General features: G+C 56.5%; 18 protein-coding genes. 2 read left to right on the top strand and 16 right to left on the bottom strand.

Annotated features, from left to right (window positions below; translation table 11 throughout):
• From ACIQZK_RS00660 to ACIQZK_RS00600, 13 genes are all read right to left on the bottom strand, one after another.
• Positions 1–1,032, bottom strand: a 1,032-nt coding sequence (locus ACIQZK_RS00660; RefSeq protein WP_397574446.1) for a hypothetical protein, incomplete at its 3' end; no start/stop codon positions are given.
• A complete protein-coding gene (gene gspK / locus ACIQZK_RS00655; protein ID WP_397574445.1) occupies positions 1,029–2,012 on the bottom strand; it encodes a type II secretion system minor pseudopilin GspK in 984 nt (327 codons plus the stop codon). The genes gspK and ACIQZK_RS00660, both read right to left, overlap by 4 nt.
• Positions 2,012–2,659: a type II secretion system minor pseudopilin GspJ gene (gene gspJ, locus ACIQZK_RS00650; protein WP_397574444.1), complete on the bottom strand. Its 648-nt coding sequence runs from the start codon at positions 2,657–2,659 to the stop codon at positions 2,012–2,014. Before gspJ ends, gspK begins: the two co-directional genes overlap by 1 nt.
• On the bottom strand, positions 2,656–3,039 hold the full coding sequence (gene gspI / locus ACIQZK_RS00645) for a type II secretion system minor pseudopilin GspI (protein ID WP_397574443.1): 384 nt from the start codon (positions 3,037–3,039) through the stop codon (positions 2,656–2,658). The genes gspJ and gspI overlap by 4 nt, the downstream gene beginning before the upstream one ends.
• On the bottom strand, positions 3,029–3,517 hold the full coding sequence (locus ACIQZK_RS00640) for a GspH/FimT family protein (protein WP_397574442.1): 489 nt from the start codon (positions 3,515–3,517) through the stop codon (positions 3,029–3,031). The genes gspI and ACIQZK_RS00640 overlap by 11 nt, the downstream gene beginning before the upstream one ends.
• Positions 3,495–3,971: a type II secretion system major pseudopilin GspG gene (gene gspG, locus ACIQZK_RS00635; RefSeq protein WP_397574441.1), complete on the bottom strand. Its 477-nt coding sequence runs from the start codon at positions 3,969–3,971 to the stop codon at positions 3,495–3,497. Before gspG ends, ACIQZK_RS00640 begins: the two co-directional genes overlap by 23 nt.
• A 2-nt stretch (positions 3,972–3,973) precedes the next feature.
• A complete protein-coding gene (gene gspF, locus ACIQZK_RS00630) occupies positions 3,974–5,191 on the bottom strand; it encodes a type II secretion system inner membrane protein GspF (RefSeq protein ID WP_397574440.1) in 1,218 nt (405 codons plus the stop codon).
• Positions 5,184–6,740, bottom strand: coding sequence for a type II secretion system ATPase GspE (gspE, locus tag ACIQZK_RS00625; RefSeq protein WP_397574439.1), 1,557 nt, complete (start codon positions 6,738–6,740; stop codon positions 5,184–5,186). The genes gspF and gspE overlap by 8 nt, the downstream gene beginning before the upstream one ends.
• Positions 6,737–8,926 (bottom strand): type II secretion system secretin GspD, encoded by a 2,190-nt coding sequence (gene gspD / locus ACIQZK_RS00620; protein WP_397574438.1) that lies wholly within the window; start codon positions 8,924–8,926, stop codon positions 6,737–6,739. Before gspD ends, gspE begins: the two co-directional genes overlap by 4 nt.
• Positions 8,923–9,741 (bottom strand): type II secretion system protein N, encoded by an 819-nt coding sequence (locus tag ACIQZK_RS00615; protein WP_397574437.1) that lies wholly within the window; start codon positions 9,739–9,741, stop codon positions 8,923–8,925. Before ACIQZK_RS00615 ends, gspD begins: the two co-directional genes overlap by 4 nt.
• Positions 9,742–9,922: 181 nt before the next feature.
• A complete protein-coding gene (locus tag ACIQZK_RS00610; protein ID WP_397574436.1) occupies positions 9,923–12,619 on the bottom strand; it encodes a TonB-dependent receptor domain-containing protein in 2,697 nt (898 codons plus the stop codon).
• Positions 12,620–12,702: 83 nt separating this feature from the next.
• Positions 12,703–14,274 (bottom strand): hypothetical protein, encoded by a 1,572-nt coding sequence (locus ACIQZK_RS00605; RefSeq protein WP_397574435.1) that lies wholly within the window; start codon positions 14,272–14,274, stop codon positions 12,703–12,705.
• A gap of 287 nt (positions 14,275–14,561) precedes the next feature.
• Positions 14,562–14,942 carry a hypothetical protein gene (locus ACIQZK_RS00600; RefSeq protein ID WP_397574434.1) on the bottom strand — a complete coding sequence of 127 codons (381 nt, stop codon included), beginning with the start codon at positions 14,940–14,942 and terminating at the stop codon, positions 14,562–14,564.
• A gap of 507 nt (positions 14,943–15,449) precedes the next feature.
• Here ACIQZK_RS00600 and ACIQZK_RS00595 point away from each other — a divergent pair.
• Both ACIQZK_RS00595 and ACIQZK_RS00590 read left to right on the top strand, forming a co-directional pair.
• Positions 15,450–16,328 carry a UDP-2,3-diacylglucosamine diphosphatase gene (locus tag ACIQZK_RS00595; protein WP_397574433.1) on the top strand — a complete coding sequence of 293 codons (879 nt, stop codon included), beginning with the start codon at positions 15,450–15,452 and terminating at the stop codon, positions 16,326–16,328.
• Complete coding sequence (locus ACIQZK_RS00590) at positions 16,325–17,374, top strand: glycosyltransferase family 4 protein (RefSeq protein WP_397574432.1); 1,050 nt, start codon at positions 16,325–16,327, stop codon at positions 17,372–17,374. Before ACIQZK_RS00595 ends, ACIQZK_RS00590 begins: the two co-directional genes overlap by 4 nt.
• Before the next feature lie 194 nt (positions 17,375–17,568).
• Here ACIQZK_RS00590 and ACIQZK_RS00585 read toward each other — a convergent pair whose 3' ends face one another.
• From ACIQZK_RS00585 to ACIQZK_RS00575, 3 genes are all read right to left on the bottom strand, one after another.
• Positions 17,569–19,599, bottom strand: coding sequence for a 3-hydroxyacyl-CoA dehydrogenase NAD-binding domain-containing protein (locus ACIQZK_RS00585; RefSeq protein WP_397574431.1), 2,031 nt, complete (start codon positions 19,597–19,599; stop codon positions 17,569–17,571).
• A 110-nt stretch (positions 19,600–19,709) separates the two neighbouring features.
• Positions 19,710–20,585 (bottom strand): 3-hydroxyisobutyrate dehydrogenase, encoded by an 876-nt coding sequence (gene mmsB / locus ACIQZK_RS00580; RefSeq protein ID WP_397574430.1) that lies wholly within the window; start codon positions 20,583–20,585, stop codon positions 19,710–19,712.
• Between the two features lie 5 nt (positions 20,586–20,590).
• Entirely contained in the window at positions 20,591–22,087 is a 1,497-nt protein-coding gene (locus ACIQZK_RS00575; RefSeq protein WP_397574429.1) for a CoA-acylating methylmalonate-semialdehyde dehydrogenase, read from the bottom strand.
• Positions 22,088–22,210: the final 123 nt, after the last annotated feature.

The following is a 22,210-nucleotide window of genomic DNA, read 5'->3' as shown; positions in this document are numbered from 1 at the left end:
CGGTGTGGCGGTGATGGGAAAACCATCCTGCTGTATGGCGATTAGTGTCTGGTTGATATTGTCGGAACTTGGCGCGGCCAAAACGACCGACAGAACGCCATCTTGGCCAAAGCGCATGTCACGCACCGATACATTGGGCGACGCTTTCACACTGCGCCACAACGCGGCCGACAATGGCGAAAAGCGCCCTTGCATTATGCCTTTTTTGCGCATGGCGGCGGCCAGTTGTGCCTCCGCCTGATCAATATCGGTGATTGCTGGATCAACCTTTTGCGCGGCGGCCAGCGCGATGCTGTTTTCGTTGCTGGTGGCGCTCCAATATTTCCCCAGTGTCACCAACATGGTCAGCGCACTGATCGCCACAAGCGCAACGCATAGGCGCTTGATCCATGTCAGCTGTTCTGCCGTTACCCAGATGGACCGCACTTTCTTGGCAAAGATACCCTCGCGGAAATTGAGCAACGGTTGCTGGCTCGATGTCCAAAGCATTGTCCGCACTGTGTCCGCGTCCAAAATCTCGACCGCAGTCTGGCTCGCAAAAATGCTGCGGAAAACAGGCTCATCGGGCATTGCAAATTGGGCGCTGCGAAGAACATTCATGCCATCAAACTCGCCGGTGACGACCATGTCCGTCGGTGGGTCAATGGCGAGGCCAAATGGCACAACAATGTCCGGGTTCACGCCGTGCGCTGCTAGGCGATCCAGCCCATATTGCATGACTTCGGGCGCGATTGTGGCTGTTACATAATCATCGCCAACATGCTGCGCCGCACTGCTGTGCACCAGTCCAAGCGATTGTTCGGCGGCGCGAAGCTTGGCCACGCCTTCTGCTTGGCGCGCCTCCAACCCTTGCAGCGAAAACCAGCTGCAACGCACATCAGCAGGCGACACCACAGCCATCACTGTTTCATCATCCGCCGAAGGCATAAATTCGGACAATGAACCGGCATGTTGCCACACGCCGTCGGTCACGCGGAAAAGTGCAGGGTCGTCGACGTCGGACGACGGGAAGCGCAGGATGACGACGGTCATTCCTCTTCCCCCCAACTGCGCCAAATGACGCGCGCTGGCGCAGGCGAAGCGACGATCATCGATTCCCCGGCGAGCGCCAGTTCCCCAAGCGATACCCGTGTATCCAGCAAGAAATAATTGCTCGTCAGTTTGACCTGCCCTTGAACCAGAGGTGCCGGCTCCAACGCTGCCAGTTCGGGGGCAGCCCAGAATCGAATGAGGCTGCCATAGCCACTCGATGGCCGCTTGGCGAGATAGCTCCGCGCGGTCGCAATATTCAATTTACCTGGCGGGAAAAGCATCGCCAACAATGGCGCCTGTTCGGGCAATAGGGTATTGACGTTCAGCGGCGACAATATGGTTTCGGGTAGAACGCAAATCCAGTTCTGCAGCTTGCTATAAATGGCGGGGCTCACGCCCTTTACCGCGCGCAGCTCGCTTGGGTGGGCGAAAGGCCGATTGGCAACCATATAAGGCACAGGCGCGGCGCGGTACGCATCATCCTCTGCGCCATTGGGCAGCGGGGTAATATCGCTATCGGCCCAATCCGCTGCTGCAGCTGCGATTGCGCGGGCAGCGTTCTCATCAGTGCCAAGAACCACCAACAACGACGTCAACTGATCCTGACCCGTCGTGCTGGCCTGATATCGTTCCTCCGACTTAGTCACCAAGCTATTAAGGTTAAAACAATTGCCTGCGTCACGCACCGTCGCCGTTGCCGTACCGATGGGGATAGGCAGGCTTTGCGGAGCCCCCAGCCAGCCGCCTGCCAAAGTGGTTTGCGCAGCATCGCGTGCGACAAGGTCCTCAATCCGCGCCGCCGCAATCGACTCAGCGGCGTAGGTAAACATCCGCGCCTGAGCGAGGTTATTGCCATTGGTGGACAATTTGCTCGACAGCGTCAGCCGGTCCAGCGTCGTCGCTGCAATGACCGCAAGCACGGCGACCATCAGCAATACCGACAACAACGCCGCGCCGCGTTCAGATGACTTGGGCAACATCAGCCAGCGGCCCCTTCTTCTGCACTCGGTGTTGGCAAGATGCGGGTCTGCGGCCCCACAAGGAACAACATGCGCTGTTCAGGCTTGCCCTTAACGGTAACCTTCAGGGCGATTGCCCGTGGCAAGGCGTTCGCATCGGTTGCGGTCCAATCACCCCGCCATTGCCCTTTATCATCGCGATATTCGGCGGTCGCTGTCACAACGTCCTCAAGCATCGTTGCCGCGTCAGCAGGCGCAGCACCGTCCAACATGGGCCAGCTCAGACGTTTCAACGCCCCATCCTCAAGCGCATAGGTCACGCGTTGCAGGCCCGCGCGTGGCGCGCCATCAAAATTGGACCAGCCGGCCCGCACCAGCCCAAATATGCCGCCGGACACAGTCGCATCGCCTTGGGTGAAGGCAGGCACCGGCTGTCCGGATTGGTCGCGCACGGGCCGTGCGATGGCTTGCGCCAGATCCGCCTCCAGCGCGTTGGTCAGACGTTGTGAAAGCGCCATTTCACCAAGACGTTCTTTCACCGCAATTTGCGTGTCTGTGCCAGACCGCAGAAGCGTAACGCCAGCAACCGAAATGAGCGCAAAAATGGCCAGCGCCACCAACAGCTCAATCAGCGTAAATCCCGCCTCCGATTGCCGCGCCGTGTTCATTGTTCAACCGGCCTTGCGATGGTCAGACGCGCCTTACGCAAGGCGGCATTGCCGGTGCCGACAACGTCGATGTCGACCATCACGAGGCGCGTGTCATCGGTCGGGCTTGCGGTTGCCGTCCAGCGCCAAGTCTGGCCGCCATTCATTTCTTCGCCACGTGTTTCGCCCAAGGTTGGCGGCGCGGGGTTTGACAGGATTTCGACCGCCACATTGCGCGCCACTTGCCATGCCATGCCGCTGTCACCCAAATTGGATGTGGAGCGCACCGAATAGCCCTGCAGGCGGACCATCGCCAGCGCAGCAAGGCTGAAAATCGCCAGGGCAACCATGATCTCCAACAATGTGAAGCCATTTTGTGTTGGTTGTGAATTACCGGACAATGCGCACGTCTCCGGTCGCGGCCAGCGCAAGTGTTACGGTCACCGCATCATGCTTTAGCGTAATTTTGGCTGCGCTCGATGGCATACCCGTGCTGTCAAACGCGATGCGCATTTGCCGCGCACCAGCCATTTGCACAGAGGTGCCACTTTTCCAATCCGTCGCCGTAAAAGGTGCCTCGGACAATGGTTGCCACGCGCCAGCATTACGCGCCTCAAAACCATAGCCAGACGGGCGCACGGTTACCGCCATGCTGCGCGATTGTAATATGGCGTGATCGCGCAAGGCAGCAACGCGCGCGGCAAATTGCTCCGCCTCATCACGTGCACCGCGATCGGTTGACTGCACCGTCATGACGACCGCTGCACTCGCAATGCCGATGATGAAAATAACCACCATCAGTTCCACCAAAGTGAAACCGCGTTCATCGGCTTTTACATTGGGATGGATGGACGGCTTAGTCGCCGTAAATATCGGCATTTTCATTCTCGCCACCCGGCGCGCCATCGGCGCCAAGCGAGTAGATGTTAAAAGCGCCGTTCTTGCCCGGCGTTGTATATTGGTACGGGCGGTTCCACGGATCCGACGGCAATTTTTTGATATAACCCACGCTGCGCATACCAGCAGCGGCAGGCGGCGTGACCAAAGCCTGCAATCCGGCACCGGCATCTGGATAGGTCAGATTATCCAGACGATATGTCTCAAGCGCTTGTCCCAAGACCGCGATGTCGGCCTTTGCCTTTTGCACCATTGCTTTGTCTTGATTTGGCAAGACGTTGAGGGCGACGATGGTCGTCAGCAGCGCCAGAATGAACAAGGTCACCATCATTTCGACCAAGGTGAAGCCATTGCGCTGTGCCGCCACAGCCTTGCGGCTAAATTTCGCTGACGGACGGCTTGTGTCGGTGAACAGATTAAAAATGATGCGGAGCATGACTAAAGTCCCGTGAGGTTTTGAAGTTGAAGGATAGGCAGCAAAATTGCCAAAATGATGACAGCAACAACGCCGCCCATTGCCACGATGATGAGTGGTTCGAGAAGCGACAGTGCGGTGCTGGTGAAATTATCGAATTCGCGTTCGAGATATTCCGCCGCGCGTTCGAGCATGGTATCCAACTGCCCGGCGCTCTCACCGCTTGCGGTCAAATATACCAGCAGCGGCGGAAAAACCCCGCTTGTGCGCATGGCACCCGACAGACTGCCCCCGCTCCGCACCGATTCCACGATATCGTCATTGGCGGCGGAGAGCACTTTATTGCGAATGGTGCCGCCCGTCAGGCGCAGGCCCTCCAGCAACGGCAAGCGGCTGGCAACCATTGTGGCCAAGGTGCGCGCCATGCGCGCAGCGTGCAGGTTGCGCAGCAGCTTCCCAAGCAACGGAATGCGCAGCACCGTGCGGTCAACCGACAGGCGGAACGCTGGCCGCTTAAGCGCTTGCGCAAACAGCAAGCCACCAAGGATGACAGCGATAATAATCACCCAATAATAATTCGCCAAAAACGCCGATATGCCAATGACGATGCGCGTAATCAGCGGCAATTGCTGGTCCACATTGTCAAACTGTTCGACAACACGCGGGACCACGGAGACCATGAGGCCCATGACCACCAGAATCGCGACCAGTGACAAAATTGCGGGATAGGCCAGCGCACCAATCAATTTGCCGCGCATCTCGGCCTGCCGTTCGAGCAATACCGCAAGACGTTCCGTAATAAGCGGCAATGTGCCCGCCCCCTCACCCGCAGCAATCATTGCGCGGTATAATGGCGGGAAGCTGTTGCCTTCACGGCGCATGGCTTCGGACAGGCGTTGGCCCTCGACCACGCCTGCATGCACTTCCGTCAGTATCTGCCGGACATGCGGCTGCTCGCTCTGGCGACTAATCGTCCGCAACGCTTCCTCCAATGGAGAAACCTGCGCCAATGACGACAGTTGCCGGGTAAACAAAGTCAGCTGCTTGGCATTCAAACGCGGCTGCCGCTTAATCGGCAGGCTGGCGAGGACCGACACGCGCGCCGGCGCGGGTGCGACGCTCACAATATAGAGATTCTTGGACGTCAGGCGATCGCGCGCGGCATCATCATTGGCCGCAGCGATCCGTCCGCGCTGTTCGCGGCCATCAGGGTCAATCGCATGATATGCGAATTCAGGCATCTACAATGTCTTCGCGCCGCGAAATGCGAATGGCTTCTTCGGGTGTCGTGTAGCCCGCACGCACCAGTTTGCGCGCGGCTGCGCTCAAATTGGGCTGGTTCACAAAGGCATGGCGCGCAAGGATTGCCTCATCGCCACCATCGTTGATGAGACGGCGAATGGTGTCATCGACACGGACCGCTTCAAACACCCCGATGCGGCCTTGGAACCCTGTGTTGTTGCACTCTGGACAGCCAACGGCCTTGTAGACCGCTGTCCCCTTGTCAAAGCCCAACAACGACGCCGCGTTACCATCGGCCTGAACCGTTTCGCGGCAGCTTGGGCATAGACGGCGCACCAATCGCTGGGCGACGACCGCACGCAAGGTGGAGGCGAGCAGGAAGGGCTCCACCTTCATATCGCGCATCCGCGTGATCGCACCCAGTGCATCGTTGGTATGCACGGTGGTGAGCACAAGGTGCCCCGTCAGCGCAGCTTGGACGGCGATATCGGCCGTCTCACGATCGCGGATTTCGCCGACCATAACGACATCGGGATCCTGACGCAGTATGGCGCGCAGTCCTGCCGCAAAAGTCATGCCGACCTTTGCATTGACCTGAGTCTGGCCGATGCCTTCCACGGCATATTCCACCGGATCTTCGACTGTGAGGATATTGCGCGTGCCATCGTTCAGCCGCTTGAGACCAGCATATAAGGTCGTCGTTTTACCCGACCCCGTTGGTCCTGTGACCAATATGATGCCATTGGGTTCGGCCAATGCCTCATTGAGGATTTTGAGCGTTTCTTCCGACATACCGAGCAAATCGAGCGAAATGCCGGCATTTTCCTTGTCCAAGATACGCATGACCACGCGTTCGCCCGCGCGGCTCGGCAGGGTCGACACACGCACATCGACAAGCTTGCCACCCAGCGTCAGACCGATGCGGCCATCCTGCGGAATGCGGCGCTCGGCGATGTCGAGGCGCGCCATGACCTTGATACGGCTGACGACAACCGGTGCGACATTAGCAGGCAAGCGGAGGCGTTCCTGCAACACACCGTCGGCGCGCATGCGAATGACCAGGCCCGTTTCATATGGCTCGACGTGAATATCGGATACGCCCTGGCGGACAGCCTCAGCAATGATGCCGTTGATGAGACGGATGACGGGCGCGTCATCGGCGCTGTCGAGCAAATCGTCCGCGCTCGGCAACATATCGGACAGCAGGTCGCCGTCATTGGTTCCGATTGAGCCAGCCATCGCCGCCGCGCTGCCATCCATGGCATAATGGTCGGACAAATAACGGTCAAAGGTCGCATTGTCCGCCATTTCGACATCGAAGGGCATCGACAGATAGCGCCGGACCTCTAACAACATCAGCGGATCAGCGCCCTCACGCATCGCAACAACGATGCGACCATCGCTTTCATGCCGCAGCACCAGACCATGCGCCTTGGCAAAGGCATAAGGCAAATCGAGCAGAGGCGCGATCAAAGCCGGTGCAATTGCGACGTTTGCCTCCGCCGGTATATTGGATGCTTGCTCGGTCGTCCCCTCGTGCGATGTCATGATTGCGGATCCCCAGTGGCGGACGAGACCGCGCTTGCCGGAACCTCCGTCGGTTGCAACGCGCCACCTGTCTGGGGCCGCGTCAAATTGCCATCAGCACCGATCATGATGTCATTTGTCCGAACATCCGGCGCCACCGGCGGTACAGTGCCCATATAATCGCGCAGCAATTCGTCGATGCTGGGTTCGGCATCTGGATTGCGCGTCAACTGCATGTCGCGGACATAGTCATAACGTCGCGCCGTCAACCGGTCGCCATCTTCGCGGCTACGCAAGATGGTCGGCCGAATGAAGACCATCAAATTGGTTTTGCTGCGACTGCGGCTGCGTGATTTGAACAGTTCGCCAATGAGCGGAATGTCGCTCAAAAGCGGAATACGCTCAATCGTGCGGCGCTCATCATCATTGAGCAGACCACCGATGGCGAGCAATTGTCCGTCACCAACGGTCAATGTCGTTTCAAACTCGCGCTTGTTGAGGATAAGGTCACTGGAGCGCGATGACACCGGCCCTGCAACGCTCGACACTTCCTGTTTCAGGAACAGTTTCACATCGCCCTGCGCGTTCACTTGCGGGGTCACCTCAAGCTTGATGCCGACTTCCTGACGCTGAACCGTGCGGAAGGCGTTTTCGAAATTGGCGGACAATTGCTCGCCGCTGCTCACGGGCACTTCTTGTCCGACGAGGAACTTTGCCTTTTGGTTATTCAGCGTCACAATATGCGGCGTCGCCAGCAAGTTGGATTCGGTGTCCGCGGCAATTGCATTGATAATCGTGCCAAAGACCGCATTTTTGCCGATATCCATAGCAAAGCCACCAAAGCCGCCAGTAGCGCTCAGGATCGATGCAGCAGCCGCTTCCTGCAGGCTATCACCCAGCGCGCTGTTCGTTGCGGTCGTGGTCGTATTGCCATTCACCGTCGTCGTGGTGCGCGTCAGTTCTTCGGCGCCAATTGCACCCGCAATCGTCAGGATATTGGGTGAGGCATTGGCGTAATTTGTCGCCGCAAATGGTGCGTCCTTGCCACCGACGAGGAATTGTACGCCAAGCTTTTTTGCCGCTTCATTGCCGATTTCAACAACGATTGCCTCAACCAGAACCTGTTCGGGCCGTGTGTCCAGCTGACGGATGAGCTCGCCCAACGTGCGTTGCATTTCGGGGTTTGCGGCGATGATAAGGGCGTTGGTCCCTTCATAGCGGGTCACCACAACGGGGCCACGGCCACCAATGCCATTGGGGCCGGCTCCCGACGAAGATGCAACGATAGGCGCAGCGACAGGGGCAGCGCCGCCGCCTGCAGCTGGCGCAGCAACAGGTGGCGCATTACTAGATACAGACGATCCGCTCTGCCCGCCAATCAACGACTGGACCGTCTCCAGCAAGGTAGCGGCGTTGGCATGCTCAAGCCGGTACACGCGAATTTCGGCGCCTGATTGTGCGCGCGCATCCAATTCCTTGGCCATCGCGGCAAAGCGCGCAACCGACGTCGGATCACCACGCAGCGCAATGGCGTTGCTGCTATCAATGGCCGCGATGGAAACAGGTGGCCTCGCACCCTCGCCGCCGCCTTGACCAGCCAGCGCCTGAAGCGCGGTGGCAATTTCACGCGCACCGGCATTATCGAGCGCGACGATCTGGGTCGCGGCGCTGTCGCGGTCAATCTGACGGAGCAAGTCGCGGATGCGGCCAATATTGTCGGCATAATCGGCGACCACAAGGCTGTTGGCATTTTTATTGGCCGTCAACGAACCTTCGCGGCTTATCAATGGACGCAACGTTTCCACAGCTGAGGTGGCGTCGATAGAACGCAGGCGGAATACTTCCGTTACAAACTGGCTTGAAGTTGCGGCCCGGCTACCGACGCGCGTCGGCTGCGTTGCAGCGCCATCGGAAGGCTGGATCCGGTAACCACCGCCACGAATGGGAATCGCAACAAGGCCATTTGCGCGCAGCGTCGATAGGAACACTTCAAAATATTCCGAACGCGACAATGGCCGGTCGGTAACCACCGAAACCTTGCCATTCACGCGGCCATCCACAATGAACGTCTGGCCCGTGACGCGGGCGGCATCCTGAACAAAGGCACGGATGTCGGCATCACGCACATTCAATGTCTGCTGCGCGGCGATAGGCTGGGCAAAAACGAGCGCGCTACACGCCGCCAAAAGGGTAAATTTACGGATCACTGTTGTTCCAGATTTAGAGCAATGGGGACCTTTGCACCGCCACGTTCAACTTCAACGCTTAAGCGGGCTCCGGGCCTGATTTGAGAAGCAATGTCCGCCGCCGAGAATACGGGGCGGCCGTTTATGCCAACGACAATGTCGCCAGCCTGAAATCCGGCGAGGCGCAACATCGTGCCATCATCGCGGGCTTGCAGAACGAGACCGGTGACCCTGCCCCCTTCATTGCGCGGTGCAAAGCCGATCGACTTTTGCAGCGTCTCGGCATTCAGGCCCACGCCTGCGCTGGACGCCGGTGGCGTGGCTGACGTACCTGATGCAGGCGGGCTAACCGTTTCCGCAGGCACCGACTGATCAAGATACAGCGATTCTTTCACGCCGCCGCGCGACAATATGACATGGTCAAATGCAACGGAATCCAAAGTGACGCCGGGCGCGACTTCTTCGCCAATGGCAAAACTGTTCTGCACGCCATCTTCACCCGCGATGATAGCCGAACCGCCGCCCGAACTTTCATTGGTACGCACGCCGAACAATGTCAGGCTTAACGATGTGACACTCTGGGTGGACGCCGTCGCCGCGTCATTGCGAAAAAACGGGTCAAATCCGGCAAATAGCGCCATGCGTGCGGACTGTGGCACAATATTAACCGACGGCGCGCGCCAGTCATTGACCGGGCCAACCGGCGTTAACAATATCCAGAAAAGACGTGCGGTTTGAACGGCGGTGAATATGGCCAGAACGCCAAGGATCAGGCGACCGGCGGGCACAGAACTGAATCGGTGCGACTGCGCTTTAACCCTTTCTGCCAATGTCATTGCCACTAAGTCCCCCGGACGAATCCGCTTGATGATAAGACCCTAACGCGCGGCTGTGACCGTCGAGTGACTCTCAAATGACAGTTTAGTGACGCCCATAAACGAATGCAGCGCGCCAGAAAAAATGACGGCGACACGTTGAATCCAACGTGCCGCCGCGAGTCAGGGTGCTGTTTTCCCTTTAGAAGTTAAGCTCTACACCGATTGAGGCGCTGATGCCTTGTTTGTAACGGTTGTAGAAAATCTTGTTCGCGCCGTTTTCCTGAAACTCCTGATATTTGGTGTTGGTCAGGTTACGGACTTCGAATTTCAGTTCCGCTTCTTTGCCACCAAGCGTAAAGCCTTCACGCGCAACGAAATCGAGCTGGATGCCAGGCTTTTCCTTGATATCGGGCTGGCCTGATGCACCACGGCTGGTAACCCGATCGGTCGAATAGCTGAGCAAGATTGTCTGCTGTGACAAGCGCTCGGTATCTTCGAGGCCGAATTGCAGATTGATCAGATGATCGGCTTGGCCGGTCAATGACGAACCGTCGGTGAAGAAGTCGAGTGCGTCGGTGGACGATGCGTTAAACACCGCAACCTGATCGCCCGCCTTCACACTGATCTTTGACTTTGTGTAGGTGTAGTTGGCAATGACAACCGCGCGACGTGTCGCAAAAAAGCCTTCGTCGCCAATGGCAGAGAGATCGAAATATTTCTGCGTTTCGATTTCAACACCGTACAAATCAGCCTTCGGTGCATTCGCGAAACTGGTGATAACGGAGTTATCATCAAAGCTTGAGAACGACTCGATAGGACTATCGATACGCTTGAAGAAACCGGCAATAGTGAAACGCTGCTCACGGTCGAAATACCATTCATAGCGTGCTTCAGCATTGTACAGCTGGCTGTCCGTCAACAGCGGGTTTCCGCGGAAAAGACGGTTGGAGTCTGTATCGTAAAAGTTCTGGAAAATCAGTTCGCGGAATTGCGGACGCGCGATGGTTTTCGACGCGCTCAACCGGAACTTCATCTGTTCATTCATGTCCCACGTCAGCGTCGCTGCAGGCAACCAATAGCTCTGATCCAAGCTGGTGGAGGCAAGCGATGCCGTTGGCGTCGTGAAGACCTGAACCGGAACAACAGTCTGTTCAGCCGTTTCGTAACGCACACCAAGGTTTAGGCTGATCGCCGGCGTAATGAACGCCTGAATTTGGCCGTAACCTGCATGGTTTACCAAGCTTGCGTCAAAGACCGGGTTTGCTTCGTTGGTATCGATCAACGCGATGTTGTAAAAATCGATAATGTCCGGTTGCAGCAAAAGGTCTGGACGGAATAATGACGGCGCGATGGGCGTGCCGCCGGGTGCAACAAACTGAAAGTCACGGCGTTCGGTGCGGCGCGCCGTATCCGAATAGGCATAGCCTATCGTCGCGGTAATATCCGGCGTGACCTTTGCCGACAGATCCAAACCACCAGCCCACAGATTTTCATTCAGAAAGGAATAGCTGACTTCGGCGCTTCCCTGTTGACCGTTGTTGAGACGGTTGATGAACAATTGGCCATAAGGATCCGACGTGATGTTGCTGCGATAATATTCGAGGCTGATTTCATCCGGCGCCTCGCGCTGAGAATTGGCGTAGGCTGCACGGAAGCTCAAATTCACGTCAGGTGACAATTTGAACTCACCGACCAGCTGGCTATCGACCAACTGGCGTTCGAACCATGCTGTATCCTGCTGCATCAATGTCGCGGTGGGCGATGTTGTCTGACGGGTGCCGACACCGAGACGCGCTTGTTTCAGCGTGTCGCGAATGAACAGATTGGTCAAACGGATTTTTTGTTCACCCACTTCGATACCAAAGCCAAGCAAGCCGTTCACGACCATACGGTTGTCGGTAATGACTTTCCGGAAATCCAGCTCTTTCTGGCTCAGGTCGAGCGTCGATGCTGTTTGTTGGATCGTGTCGCGGGTACGCCATTTGTTGCTGTAACCGGCGTTGAAGATGACCCCCATAGTGATGTCATCGCCGATTTCGAAGCTCGTACCGCCGGTAATCGTGCCTGAGCCATTTGGCGGCAGATTCTTGTCACGCTGAACAACAGCATTCCGGCCGGTGATAAGCTCGCTAGCAATAGCCTGCGTATCAACGGTACCCGCGCTGATACGAGCGCCGCTGGCGAGATAGGATGCAAGCGCGGGCTTTAGGTCACGGTTGCCATTATCGAAACCGCTCCAATCCTGCGAGCTACCATAATATGTGTAGCCCAATTGATTGGTGGTCTCGCTATTGACGCTCAAGTCACCGCCGACCGTCAGGAATGTTTCGCGCGGGATCGCTTTGGTTGTCAGGTTAATAACGCCGCCGCCAAATTCGCCGGGGAAGTTTGCCGAGTAGGTTTTTTGCACAAGCGAAGATGCAATCACGCTTGTGGGGAAAAGATCGAGCGGAACAACGCGCTTCAATGGCTCAGGGCTTGGAAGCGGCGAACCGTTGAGCAATGCGAGCGAATAACGATCACCAAGGCCACGCACATAGACAAATCCACTGCCCACGACGCTTAGGCCGGTGACACGCGATAGTGCGCCGGCAATGTCGCCTTCACCGGTACGTTCAATATCTGCGCTCGACAGCACGGACACGACTTGCGCCGCGTTCTTGGAAATGTTGCGATCCAGATATCCGCGTACGACGATTTCCTCGCCACCCGGAATAGAGACATCGACATCCTCTTCGACTGGCTCGGCTGCGTCTGTTGGCGTTTCTGCTGGTGCTGCTTCAGCACTGGCTTGTTCGGCCTGTTCCGCTGCGGCGTCTTGCGCCATCAGCATGGAAGGCGAAACGAGCGCCGACGTCAAAAGCAACAGTCTGATTGCCTCCACTGGCTTCAACATTGTAATTCCCTTTTATAAATTCGAAAAAAGGGTGAGGTGCATGCCCGCTTGGCCGCACCTCACCCGATATTATACGCCAGCTATTAATATGTTGGCAGTGAGGTGCAGAGACCGGTTACGCTGGTGCCCAGATTGGCCGTCGAGCTGTTGCAGGTCCAGCCTGCATACCAAGTGTCGTTGGCGTCACGGACAGCACCGATATAGGTTGTTGCATCAAAGTAAGATGCGATGCTGCTGGCGTTGAACGCTGTAACTGCGTTTTCGGTGGCACCATTGATGAACAATGACGTCAGGCTTGGTACGAACGCACTGTTATTGTTGTTCGCTCCCGAACCGAACACCGCGCTGACTTGCGCCTCGGTCACACCGCTCGAACCAACAAAGGCTGGCGATCCGCACTGCATAACAACCGAACGGAATACTGGCGCGCCAGCTTCGTCAATGGCTGCGTTTGCTGTTGCCGATACTGTCTGTGCACGGCTGATCCGCAGGCATGATGTCGATGGGCTGACAACTACACCGTTAAACATGCTGTAATCGGTACCACCACGCAGCAACATTGCCGACAGGTTACCGGTGTTGTTGCGCTGAATGAAGGTGAAGTTCGACAGACGTACGTTTTGGCGCGGCGTATTGCCGTCCGTGGCGTTGTCCGAGTCAGCTTCGATCATCGAGTCACCGGCATTTGGACGCTGCACTGCCAATACATATTGGAAGTTCGCCTTTACGCCTGTGTCCGTGTCCAAGTTATCGTCATCCGCACCGATCGACACGAAATACTTCATGTTGACGTTGCCGCCGAAGAATTCTGCGGCATCGTCAGAGCTGTTGAACGACTGGATGTTGTTCAGAACAGTACCGGTGCCGGTGCCGCCAGTGGTCAGTGCTTGCAGTTCGGAGTTGCCCGAAAGAACAAAGCCCGAGTAGCGAATTTGGACAAAGCTCAAACGGCCGCTGTTATCGGCGGTGTTCGCGCCACCATAAAGTGCCGGGTCAACTGCGCCTTCAACCTGACGCTCGCAAGCAACAGTGCCTGGAGTTGCAGCAGGTGCTGCGCAATCCGTGATTGGCGCACGGCCGTTAAGAACGATACCGCCCCACTGACCAATCGAGCTGTCGTTGTTGAGACCAAGGACGTTGTCACGGCTGGTGAAGATGATTGGAAGGGCAGCCGTACCAACAGCGTTGATGCGGTTACCGCGGTTAACGTTCAACCATGACACGCCGGTTCCGCCAAAGACGATAACGCCTGGATCGATGTTCAAGGTGACGACGTTGTTCGTGGATGAAGGACCTTGGTCCGTACCAACGTCAACACGGCCACCAAGACGATACAGAACGCCGGCAATCTTTGGCAATGTGCTGGTGGTGTTGATGCGCGCTGGCAATGTGCAGACGCGATATGTGCCGGTTGGACCAGTGATGGTGCCGCTGTCGGTCAAGCCTTGCGCATCAGCGATGGTTGGGCAGCCACCAGCAGGTGTAACTGTCGCAGGTGGCGGTGGTGGCGGTGGTGGTGGCGGAGGTGCAGCCGGGTTGTTGATGGTGATATTACCACCAGTGCCTGGTGACGCGATATCATCTGCGCCACAGCCGGTGACGAGGGCAGCAGCTGCCGTCGCATACACGATCCCACGTAATTTTGGGTTTAACATTCTAAATCTCCGCAACAAATAAGACGTGCCCGAGATGGGCAAATGCAACGGACCAGAATCGAATCATCATAAGGCCCCACCCGTTGACCATGCGGCCAATAGGGGCGAGCTGTGACATGGTTGTGCTTATCACATTGCATTTAGAAGAATGTTTTGCGACAGATATATGACAGCCGCAGAACAGGCGGTTCACAGCAAAATTATGCGCTAGAAAAGACGAAAGGCGAGCCGTTAGGCCCGCCTTTTATAAAGCGTTAGAGGCAAGACGTTACCTCAGGAAATTTGGATCAGCGTGTCGCAATCCGCATCTGCAAACCGGCATAGGCCTTACGCGCAGCGTCTTTTGAATTCATCACGCGGCCGTCGGCGAGCACCAGATCGACGCTATCACGGCTCTGCATCGCAGCGGCGAACATATTCGAAGCCTCTTCCATACGGCCCATACGCGCATATGCACGGCCAAGGTTGAGCAGCTTCGCAGGATCATGCCGGCTCACTTGCGCGCTTGTCAGTATTTGAGAAACTGCCTGCGCATTGTCGCCCTTTACGAGAGCCTCATAGCCAATGGACCCCTTTGGGTATGCTGTTTCAATATTCATGGTCGGTTGGGCGTGGGCTGCACCGCCCATCAGGCCAGTTACTAAAGCACCTACGAATAGCAGTTTCATCCGTTTTCTCCTCATCTCTCCCTTGAATATGACACTTATATGACATCACTGCAATAAAATTGTAATATATTTGGAGCTTGTTTGATGATGCAGAATCCGCGCTTTAAATTCAGTAATATTTCAGACACATAACTTCTATCAAAGTCGCACAAGAACCGCATCACAGTGCCACCACCCTTCCCCAGTTGGGCGCTGCAAACCTATGCAGGGAAGGTACCAAAATGCGTAAAATTACAGTGATGCTTTTAGCCGGAGTCGCTTTCGGATCTGTGCCAGTTCGCGTCTAGCAGCAAGGGCATGCACGGATATTTCCCTATAGTCCATTGATGCGGGCGATCGCACCAACGCTTGCCAAAGCCATGGGTGCGCTTCTGCCTGACGCAGAGGTAGCAGCTGTCAAATAATGACATGTGCCAATTTTCAATGGCAAAAAAAATGTCATTGATCTGCCACGCACATGACTCATCCGTCGTTTAGGGTTTCATTAAGACAACGGGGATGGGCAATATGACAACCACTGAATTAAGCGACAGCCTGCTTTTTAAAAGCGATGAAAAAGGTCCAAAACTGCCGGCATGGTTCGATAAGCCCGAACCAAAAAGCTACCAACCAAAGATGCGGTTTCGCACGGTGTGGATTTCAGATGTGCATTTGGGCACAGCTGGTTGTCAGGCGGGGCTGCTAAGCGATTTTCTGCATTCCATCGAGTGCGAGACGCTGTATCTGGTCGGCGACATTGTGGATGGCTGGCGTTTGCGCAAGGGTTGGTATTGGCCAGACCAGCATAATGAAGTCATCAGACGAGTGTTAAAAATGGCGCATCGCGGCACCCGCGTCGTCTATATTCCCGGCAACCATGACGAAATGTTCCGTGATTATGCAGGCCTGAGCTTTGGCGGCGTTGAGGTCCAACTGGAGGCGATCCACCAGACCGCCGACGGCCGCGCATTACTCGTGACGCACGGCGATGCCTTTGACGGCATCGTGCTATATGCCCGCTGGCTCGCCTTTTTGGGTGACCAAGCATACACGTTGCTATTGAAAGCCAACGTCGTTCTCAACGCGGTGCGCCGCAGATTGAACATGCCTTATTGGTCGCTGTCATCCTATCTGAAAATGCGCGTCAAAAACGCGGTGCAGTTTATCGGGCAATATGAAGAAGTGGTGGCGCGTGAAGCCGCGCTTCGCGGTGTACAGGGTGTTGTTTGCGGCCACATCCATTCTGCGGAAATCCGGCAGTTTGGATCGATCACTTATTATAATGACGGCGACTGGGTCGAAAGCTGCACCGCGCTGACCGAGGCCAAAGACGGATCCATGGCGATTATCGATTGGGCCGAGCATGTCCGGAAATCTGCGGAAAAGCGGGCTTTGACCCCCGCGTGAGGATCGCCATCGCAACGGACGCTTGGTTGCCGCAAGTCAACGGCGTTGTCCGGACCATGACCGAAACGGTCAACCGGCTGAAATCGCGCGGACATACCGTCGAAGTGATCGCACCGGACCGGTTCACCACCATTCCCTGCCCCGGCTACGCGGAAATACGCCTTGCGCTGGCACCCCGCTTTGGCGTGCGTAAGGCTTTACACGCCATGGCTCCAGATATTGTCCATATCGCGACCGAAGGCCCAATTGGCTGGAGCGCACGGGCATGGTGCCTTGCGCATGATGTGCCCTTTACCTCGGCATTTCATACGCGCTTTCCGGATTATCTGGCCGTACGAACGGGGCTATCCTCCGAGTGGTTCTGGCCAATCATGCGGATGTTCCATAAGCCATCTCGTGCCGTCCTGACCGCGACAAGGGGCCTTATAGATGAGCTTTCGGTGCGGGGTATCCCCAATACCCGCTTATGGTCACGCGGCATCGACCATGGCCTTTTTCATGGAGATCAGCCCGACCATCCTCTGTTGGCAAACCTACCCAAACCCGTCATGATTTCCGTGGGACGTGTTTCCGTGGAGAAAAATCTGGAAGCCTTTCTATCTGCGGAAGTCGCAGGCAGTAAGGTCGTGATCGGCGACGGACCTGCCTTGTCTGAATTAAGAATAAAATATCCCAATGCCATTTTCCTAGGAACGCTCAAGGGAACTGAACTGGCAAGCGCCTATGCCACCGCAGACGTTTTTGTATTTCCCAGTCGAACCGATACATTTGGGTTGGTGATGATCGAAGCGTTGGCATCTGGACTTCCGGTCGCTGCATTTCCCGTCCCTGGTCCTTTGGATATTATCGGTCCAGATGGTCGCGGCCCCTGGTCCGAATTGCCACGACCGATCGGATCTTTAAGCGACGACCTGTCCTCTGCGATTCAGAACGCGCTTAATGTGCGCAAAGCCGACGCTACTGCTTATGCGCAGAGTTTCGATTGGGATCGATGCACCGACCAGTTCATCGGCGCATTGGGTGAAATCACTCATCAAAACGCCTGACGACAAACATTCTGAAACAAATATGTGTGATATCGGGGATATTACACCCCGCCCCCGACTATCGGGCACCCATCGCCATGCACAATAAAGTTCACGGCACGTGGGCTATCGATCAGTAGCCGGGCAATAAGGTGCAAACGGCCGTCATTCACGACAACCGTTCGCACCCATTACTGTTAATCGGCGCTTAGAACTTACGCCTTAGCCTTCAGGCTTTCTGCCACCGCAACGCCGTGCCGCTCTAGTGCTTCTACGATCTTGCCAGCACCTTCAAGATCGCCCCAGAACATGGGGCCGCCGCGATAAATGGGCCAGCCATAGCCATAGATCCAGACCACATCGATATCGGACGGCCGCTGGGCCTTGCCTTCCTCAAGTATTTTGTAGCCCTCATTAACCATCGGGTAGAGTGTCCGCTCGACAATCTCCTGATCGCTGATGTCACGTTTCGGCAAGTTAGAGGTCGACCGGAACTCTTCAATGATCGCGAGCGCCTCAGCACTTGGTGTACCGACGCGCTTTTCATCATAATCGTAAAAGCCCTTGCCGTTTTTCTGACCAAAACGTCCCGCCGCACACAGCGCATCACGGATCGTTTCAATGCGGCTTGGGTCGCGGTGCCAGCCAATATCAAGGCCAGCCAAATCGCTCATCTGGAAAGGCCCCATCGGCATGCCAAAATCGGTATGGACCTTGTCTATTTGCGCCGGTGTTGCGCCTTCCAATAACAATTGCATCGCGGGTTGTTGGCGCGTTGACAGCATCCGGTTGCCAATAAAGCCATGACAGACACCAGCGACCACCGCCACTTTGCCAATTTTCTTGCCGATGGCCATCGCGGTCGCGAGCACATCGTCCGCAGTCTTTGCACCGCGGACGACCTCCAACAATTTCATCACATTGGCAGGCGAGAAGAAGTGCATGCCCACCACGTCTTGGGGCCGCGAGGTGCTCTCCGCGATTTCATCAACATCGAGATAGGATGTGTTCGACGCCAAAATCGCACCGGGCTTACAAATGGCATCAAGTTTGCCAAACACCTCTTTCTTGACGTCCATGCTTTCATACACGGCTTCAATCACGAGGTCGCAATCTGCGAGATCCTCAAGCGCGAGTGACGGCGTCAGCAGACCCATCATGCCCTCGACCTGTTCAGTCGTGAAGCGGCCCTTGGCGGCACTATTTTCGTAATTTTTGCGGATGACGCCCACGCCGCGATCCAGATTTTCTTGAACCATCTCAACGATGGTCACGGGAATCCCCTTGGACAGGAAATTCATCGATATGCCGCCGCCCATGGTGCCTGCGCCAATGACGCCGACTTTCTTAATGGCGCGCAGGGCCAAATCCTTGGGCAATCCATCAATCTTCGCAGCCTGTCGTTCGGCAAAAAACATGTGGCGCTGCGCAGCCGATTGCGAACCGCCCATCAGCTTGAGAAATTCCGTGCGCTCGAATTGCATGCCTTCATCAAATGGCAGGCGTGTCGCGGCCTCAACGCACGCCAAATTGGCGTAAGGCGCATCAAAGCCGCGCCATTTTTTCGCATTGGCAGCCTTCAACTGTTCAATGACGCCGACGTCGCCGGTCAGAGGCCGGTCGCGGGTTGGCCGAGGACCGGCAGAAATCAATTCGCGTGCATAAGCGATGGCATCTTCCGCCAGACTATCTTCACCGGCAAGCTTGTCGACTAAGCCAATTGCGGCTGCCTTAGCAGCGGGCAAATGCTCCCCAAGTGCGCACATAGTTGCGGCAGCCTCAATCCCCACGACACGCGGAAGCCGTTGCGTGCCACCCGCACCCGGCAGCAGGCCAAGCTTGACCTCAGGCACACCAAGCCGGGCCGATGGAACCGCGATACGGTAATGGCAGACAAGCGCCGTTTCCAATCCGCCGCCAAGCGCCGTCCCGTGGATGGCAGCGACGACAGGCTTATGCGCCGCTTCAATCATGTTGAGCACCGCGTTGAAATCAGGCCCTTGCGGCGCCTTTCCAAATTCGGTGATGTCGGCGCCTGCAATGAAGGTTGATCCCGCGCAACGCAGCACAATCGCTTTGACCGAGTCGTCGGCAAGTGCCTGCTCAAAACCGTCTTTCAGCCCCTGCCGGACATGCCATGACAACGCATTAACGGGCGGGTTATCGACAAGAACAACAAGGATATCATCGATTTTCTGCGTGGTGACTGACTGCACGGTAAACTCCTCAATATCAGCGCAGGCCATATATGATCTGCTAGACGGGTAAGATTGAATGTCTTGGTGGTTCTAGAATGTTTTGGGTCGCGGTGGCAATCCCGCTGCATCATCAAAGCGCAGCGCGCAGATGTTTTGCGTTAGTTTTTCAGGCTTTGAATGATCGCCGAAAAATCCATGCCGCCTTTTCCAGCGGCATCAAATTGCGCGTATAGCTCGGCCGCCCGCGCGCCCATGGGCACATCGGCGTTGACGGACTGCGCAGCTTCCATCGCCAGCTTAAGGTCCTTCAGCATCAGTGCGGTCGCAAAGCCGCCCTGATAATCATTATCGGCAGGCGAAGTCGGTCCGACGCCGGGAACAGGGCAATAGCTGGTCATCGACCAATTTTGGCCAGAGGCTTTCGACGAAATGTCGTAAAAGGTTTGAAGGTCGAGCCCGAGCTTCTCCGCCATGGCAAAAGTTTCGCAGGTCGCAATCATCGATGCACCGAGCAGCATATTGTTGCATATCTTTGCCGCCTGACCGGCCCCTGATGTGCCCGCATGAATGACAGCCTTGCCCATCGCCGACAGGATAGGCTCTGCCCGCGCAAAGGCGGTATCGGTGCCACCCACCATGAAGGTCAACGTGCCCCCATTGGCCGCCGCAATGCCGCCCGAGACGGGCGCATCAACCATGTCATAGCCCGCTGCGACCGCACCCGCCGTCACCTTGCGCGCGGTATCCACGTCAATTGTCGAACAATCGAGCAACACCGCGCCCTTGGGGGCGTGGCCCAATACATCATTTTCAAATACGCTATCGACGATTGTGCCATTGGGCAGCATCGATACGACAGCGTCAACGCCATCCACCGCATCACGCACGGAGGTAAACGTGGCGCAGCCATTTTCCTGCGCCCGCATCAAAGCGTCCGCCGAAAGGTCAAACGCATGTACCCTGTGTCCTGCCTTAACGAGGTTTGCGGCCATGCCGCCGCCCATATTGCCAAGACCGATAAATGCGATTTTCATTTGGCTTATCCCATTGTGGGAATGACGAACGCGTTGCCACCGTCGGGCGAGCCATCTGGCCAACGCTGGGTGATGGTCTTGACCTTGGTCCAGAACTTCACGCCTTCCATGCCGTGCTGGTTGGTGTCACCAAAGGCAGAGCGTTTCCAGCCGCCAAAGCTGTGATAGGCCACCGGCACGGGGATCGGCACGTTGATGCCGACCATGCCGACATTGACGCGTGCCGCAAATTCACGGGCAGCGTGGCCATTGCGCGTGAAGATCGCGACGCCATTGCCATATTGGTGCTTCGACGGAAGCGCCAAGGCCTCTTCAAAGTTGGCCGCGCGGACGATCTGCAGCACTGGGCCGAAGATTTCTTCCTTATAGCTTTCCATGTCGGTTGTGACATGGTCGAACAAAGTTGGTCCAATGAAGTAACCTTCTTCATGTCCCTGAAGCTTGAACCCGCGTCCATCGATAATCAGCTCGCCGCCTTCATCAACGCAGGTCTGTATCCAGCCCTCAACCTTTGCCTTATGCTGTGCGGTTACAACCGGACCATAATGCGCTTCGGCATCGGTCGAGACGCCGACGCGTAGGGCTTGTATCGCCGGAATGAGCTTCGCCTTCAAACGCTCTGCAGTGTCGTCGCCAACTGGCACGACGACAGGAAGCGCCATGCAGCGTTCGCCGGCTGAACCAAAGGCCGCGCCAGCCAAATCATTGACGACTTGGTCGAGGTCTGCGTCGGGCATGACGATACCGTGGTTCTTTGCGCCGCCCATGGCCTGCACGCGCTTGCCGTTGGCAACGCCGCGGTTGTAGACATAATGCGCAATGTCGGACGAGCCGACAAAGCTGACCGCGCCAATGGCGGGGTGGTCCAATATGGCGTCGACCATTTCCTTGTCACCATGCACGACCTGACAAATGCCTTCCGGCAAGCCAGCTTCGATAAACAGTTCCGCCAAGCGCACAGGAACGCTTGGGTCACGTTCGCTTGGTTTGATGATGAAGGCATTGCCCGTCGCAATCGCGGGGCCGCACATCCACAAGGGGATCATGCCGGGGAAGTTAAACGGGGTAATGCCTGCTCCAACGCCGATTGGCTGACGCATAGAATATACATCAATGCCGGGGCCGGCGCCTTGGCTATATTCGCCCTTTAGTACATGCGGGATGCCGCAGCAAAATTCGATGACTTCCAACCCGCGCTGAATGTCGCCCTTGCTGTCGGCAATGACCTTGCCATGTTCGGACGAAAGCATATGCGCCAGCTCGTCCATGTTTGCTTCAACCAGACGCTTGAATTCGAACATCACGCGTGCACGGCGCTGCGGGTTAGTCGTCGCCCACGCAGGTTGCGCAGCCAATGCTGCCTGCACCGCGCGTTCCAACACAGCGGCATCGCCCAATGCAACGCGCGCCTGAACGCCGCCATTGTTTGGATCCATGATATCGCCAAAACGCGATGCGCTGGCGCCTGTGCCACCGCTAATGAAATGATCGATTTGACGCATAGCTTTTCTCCTAATTCCGTGCGCCGCCAATGCCCGTGTCAGACCATTAATGCAACCTCGGTATATTATGGTTCAAAAATTGGTGACGGTGCATATATGGGCTTCAGAACGCCGCAATATCCT

Origin of the sequence: Sphingorhabdus sp., assembly GCF_044338195.1 — a bacterium.
Classification (GTDB): domain Bacteria; phylum Pseudomonadota; class Alphaproteobacteria; order Sphingomonadales; family Sphingomonadaceae; genus Sphingorhabdus_B.
Note: the sequence above shows the minus strand (reverse complement) of the source record. Positions and strands in the feature narration are given on the sequence as shown.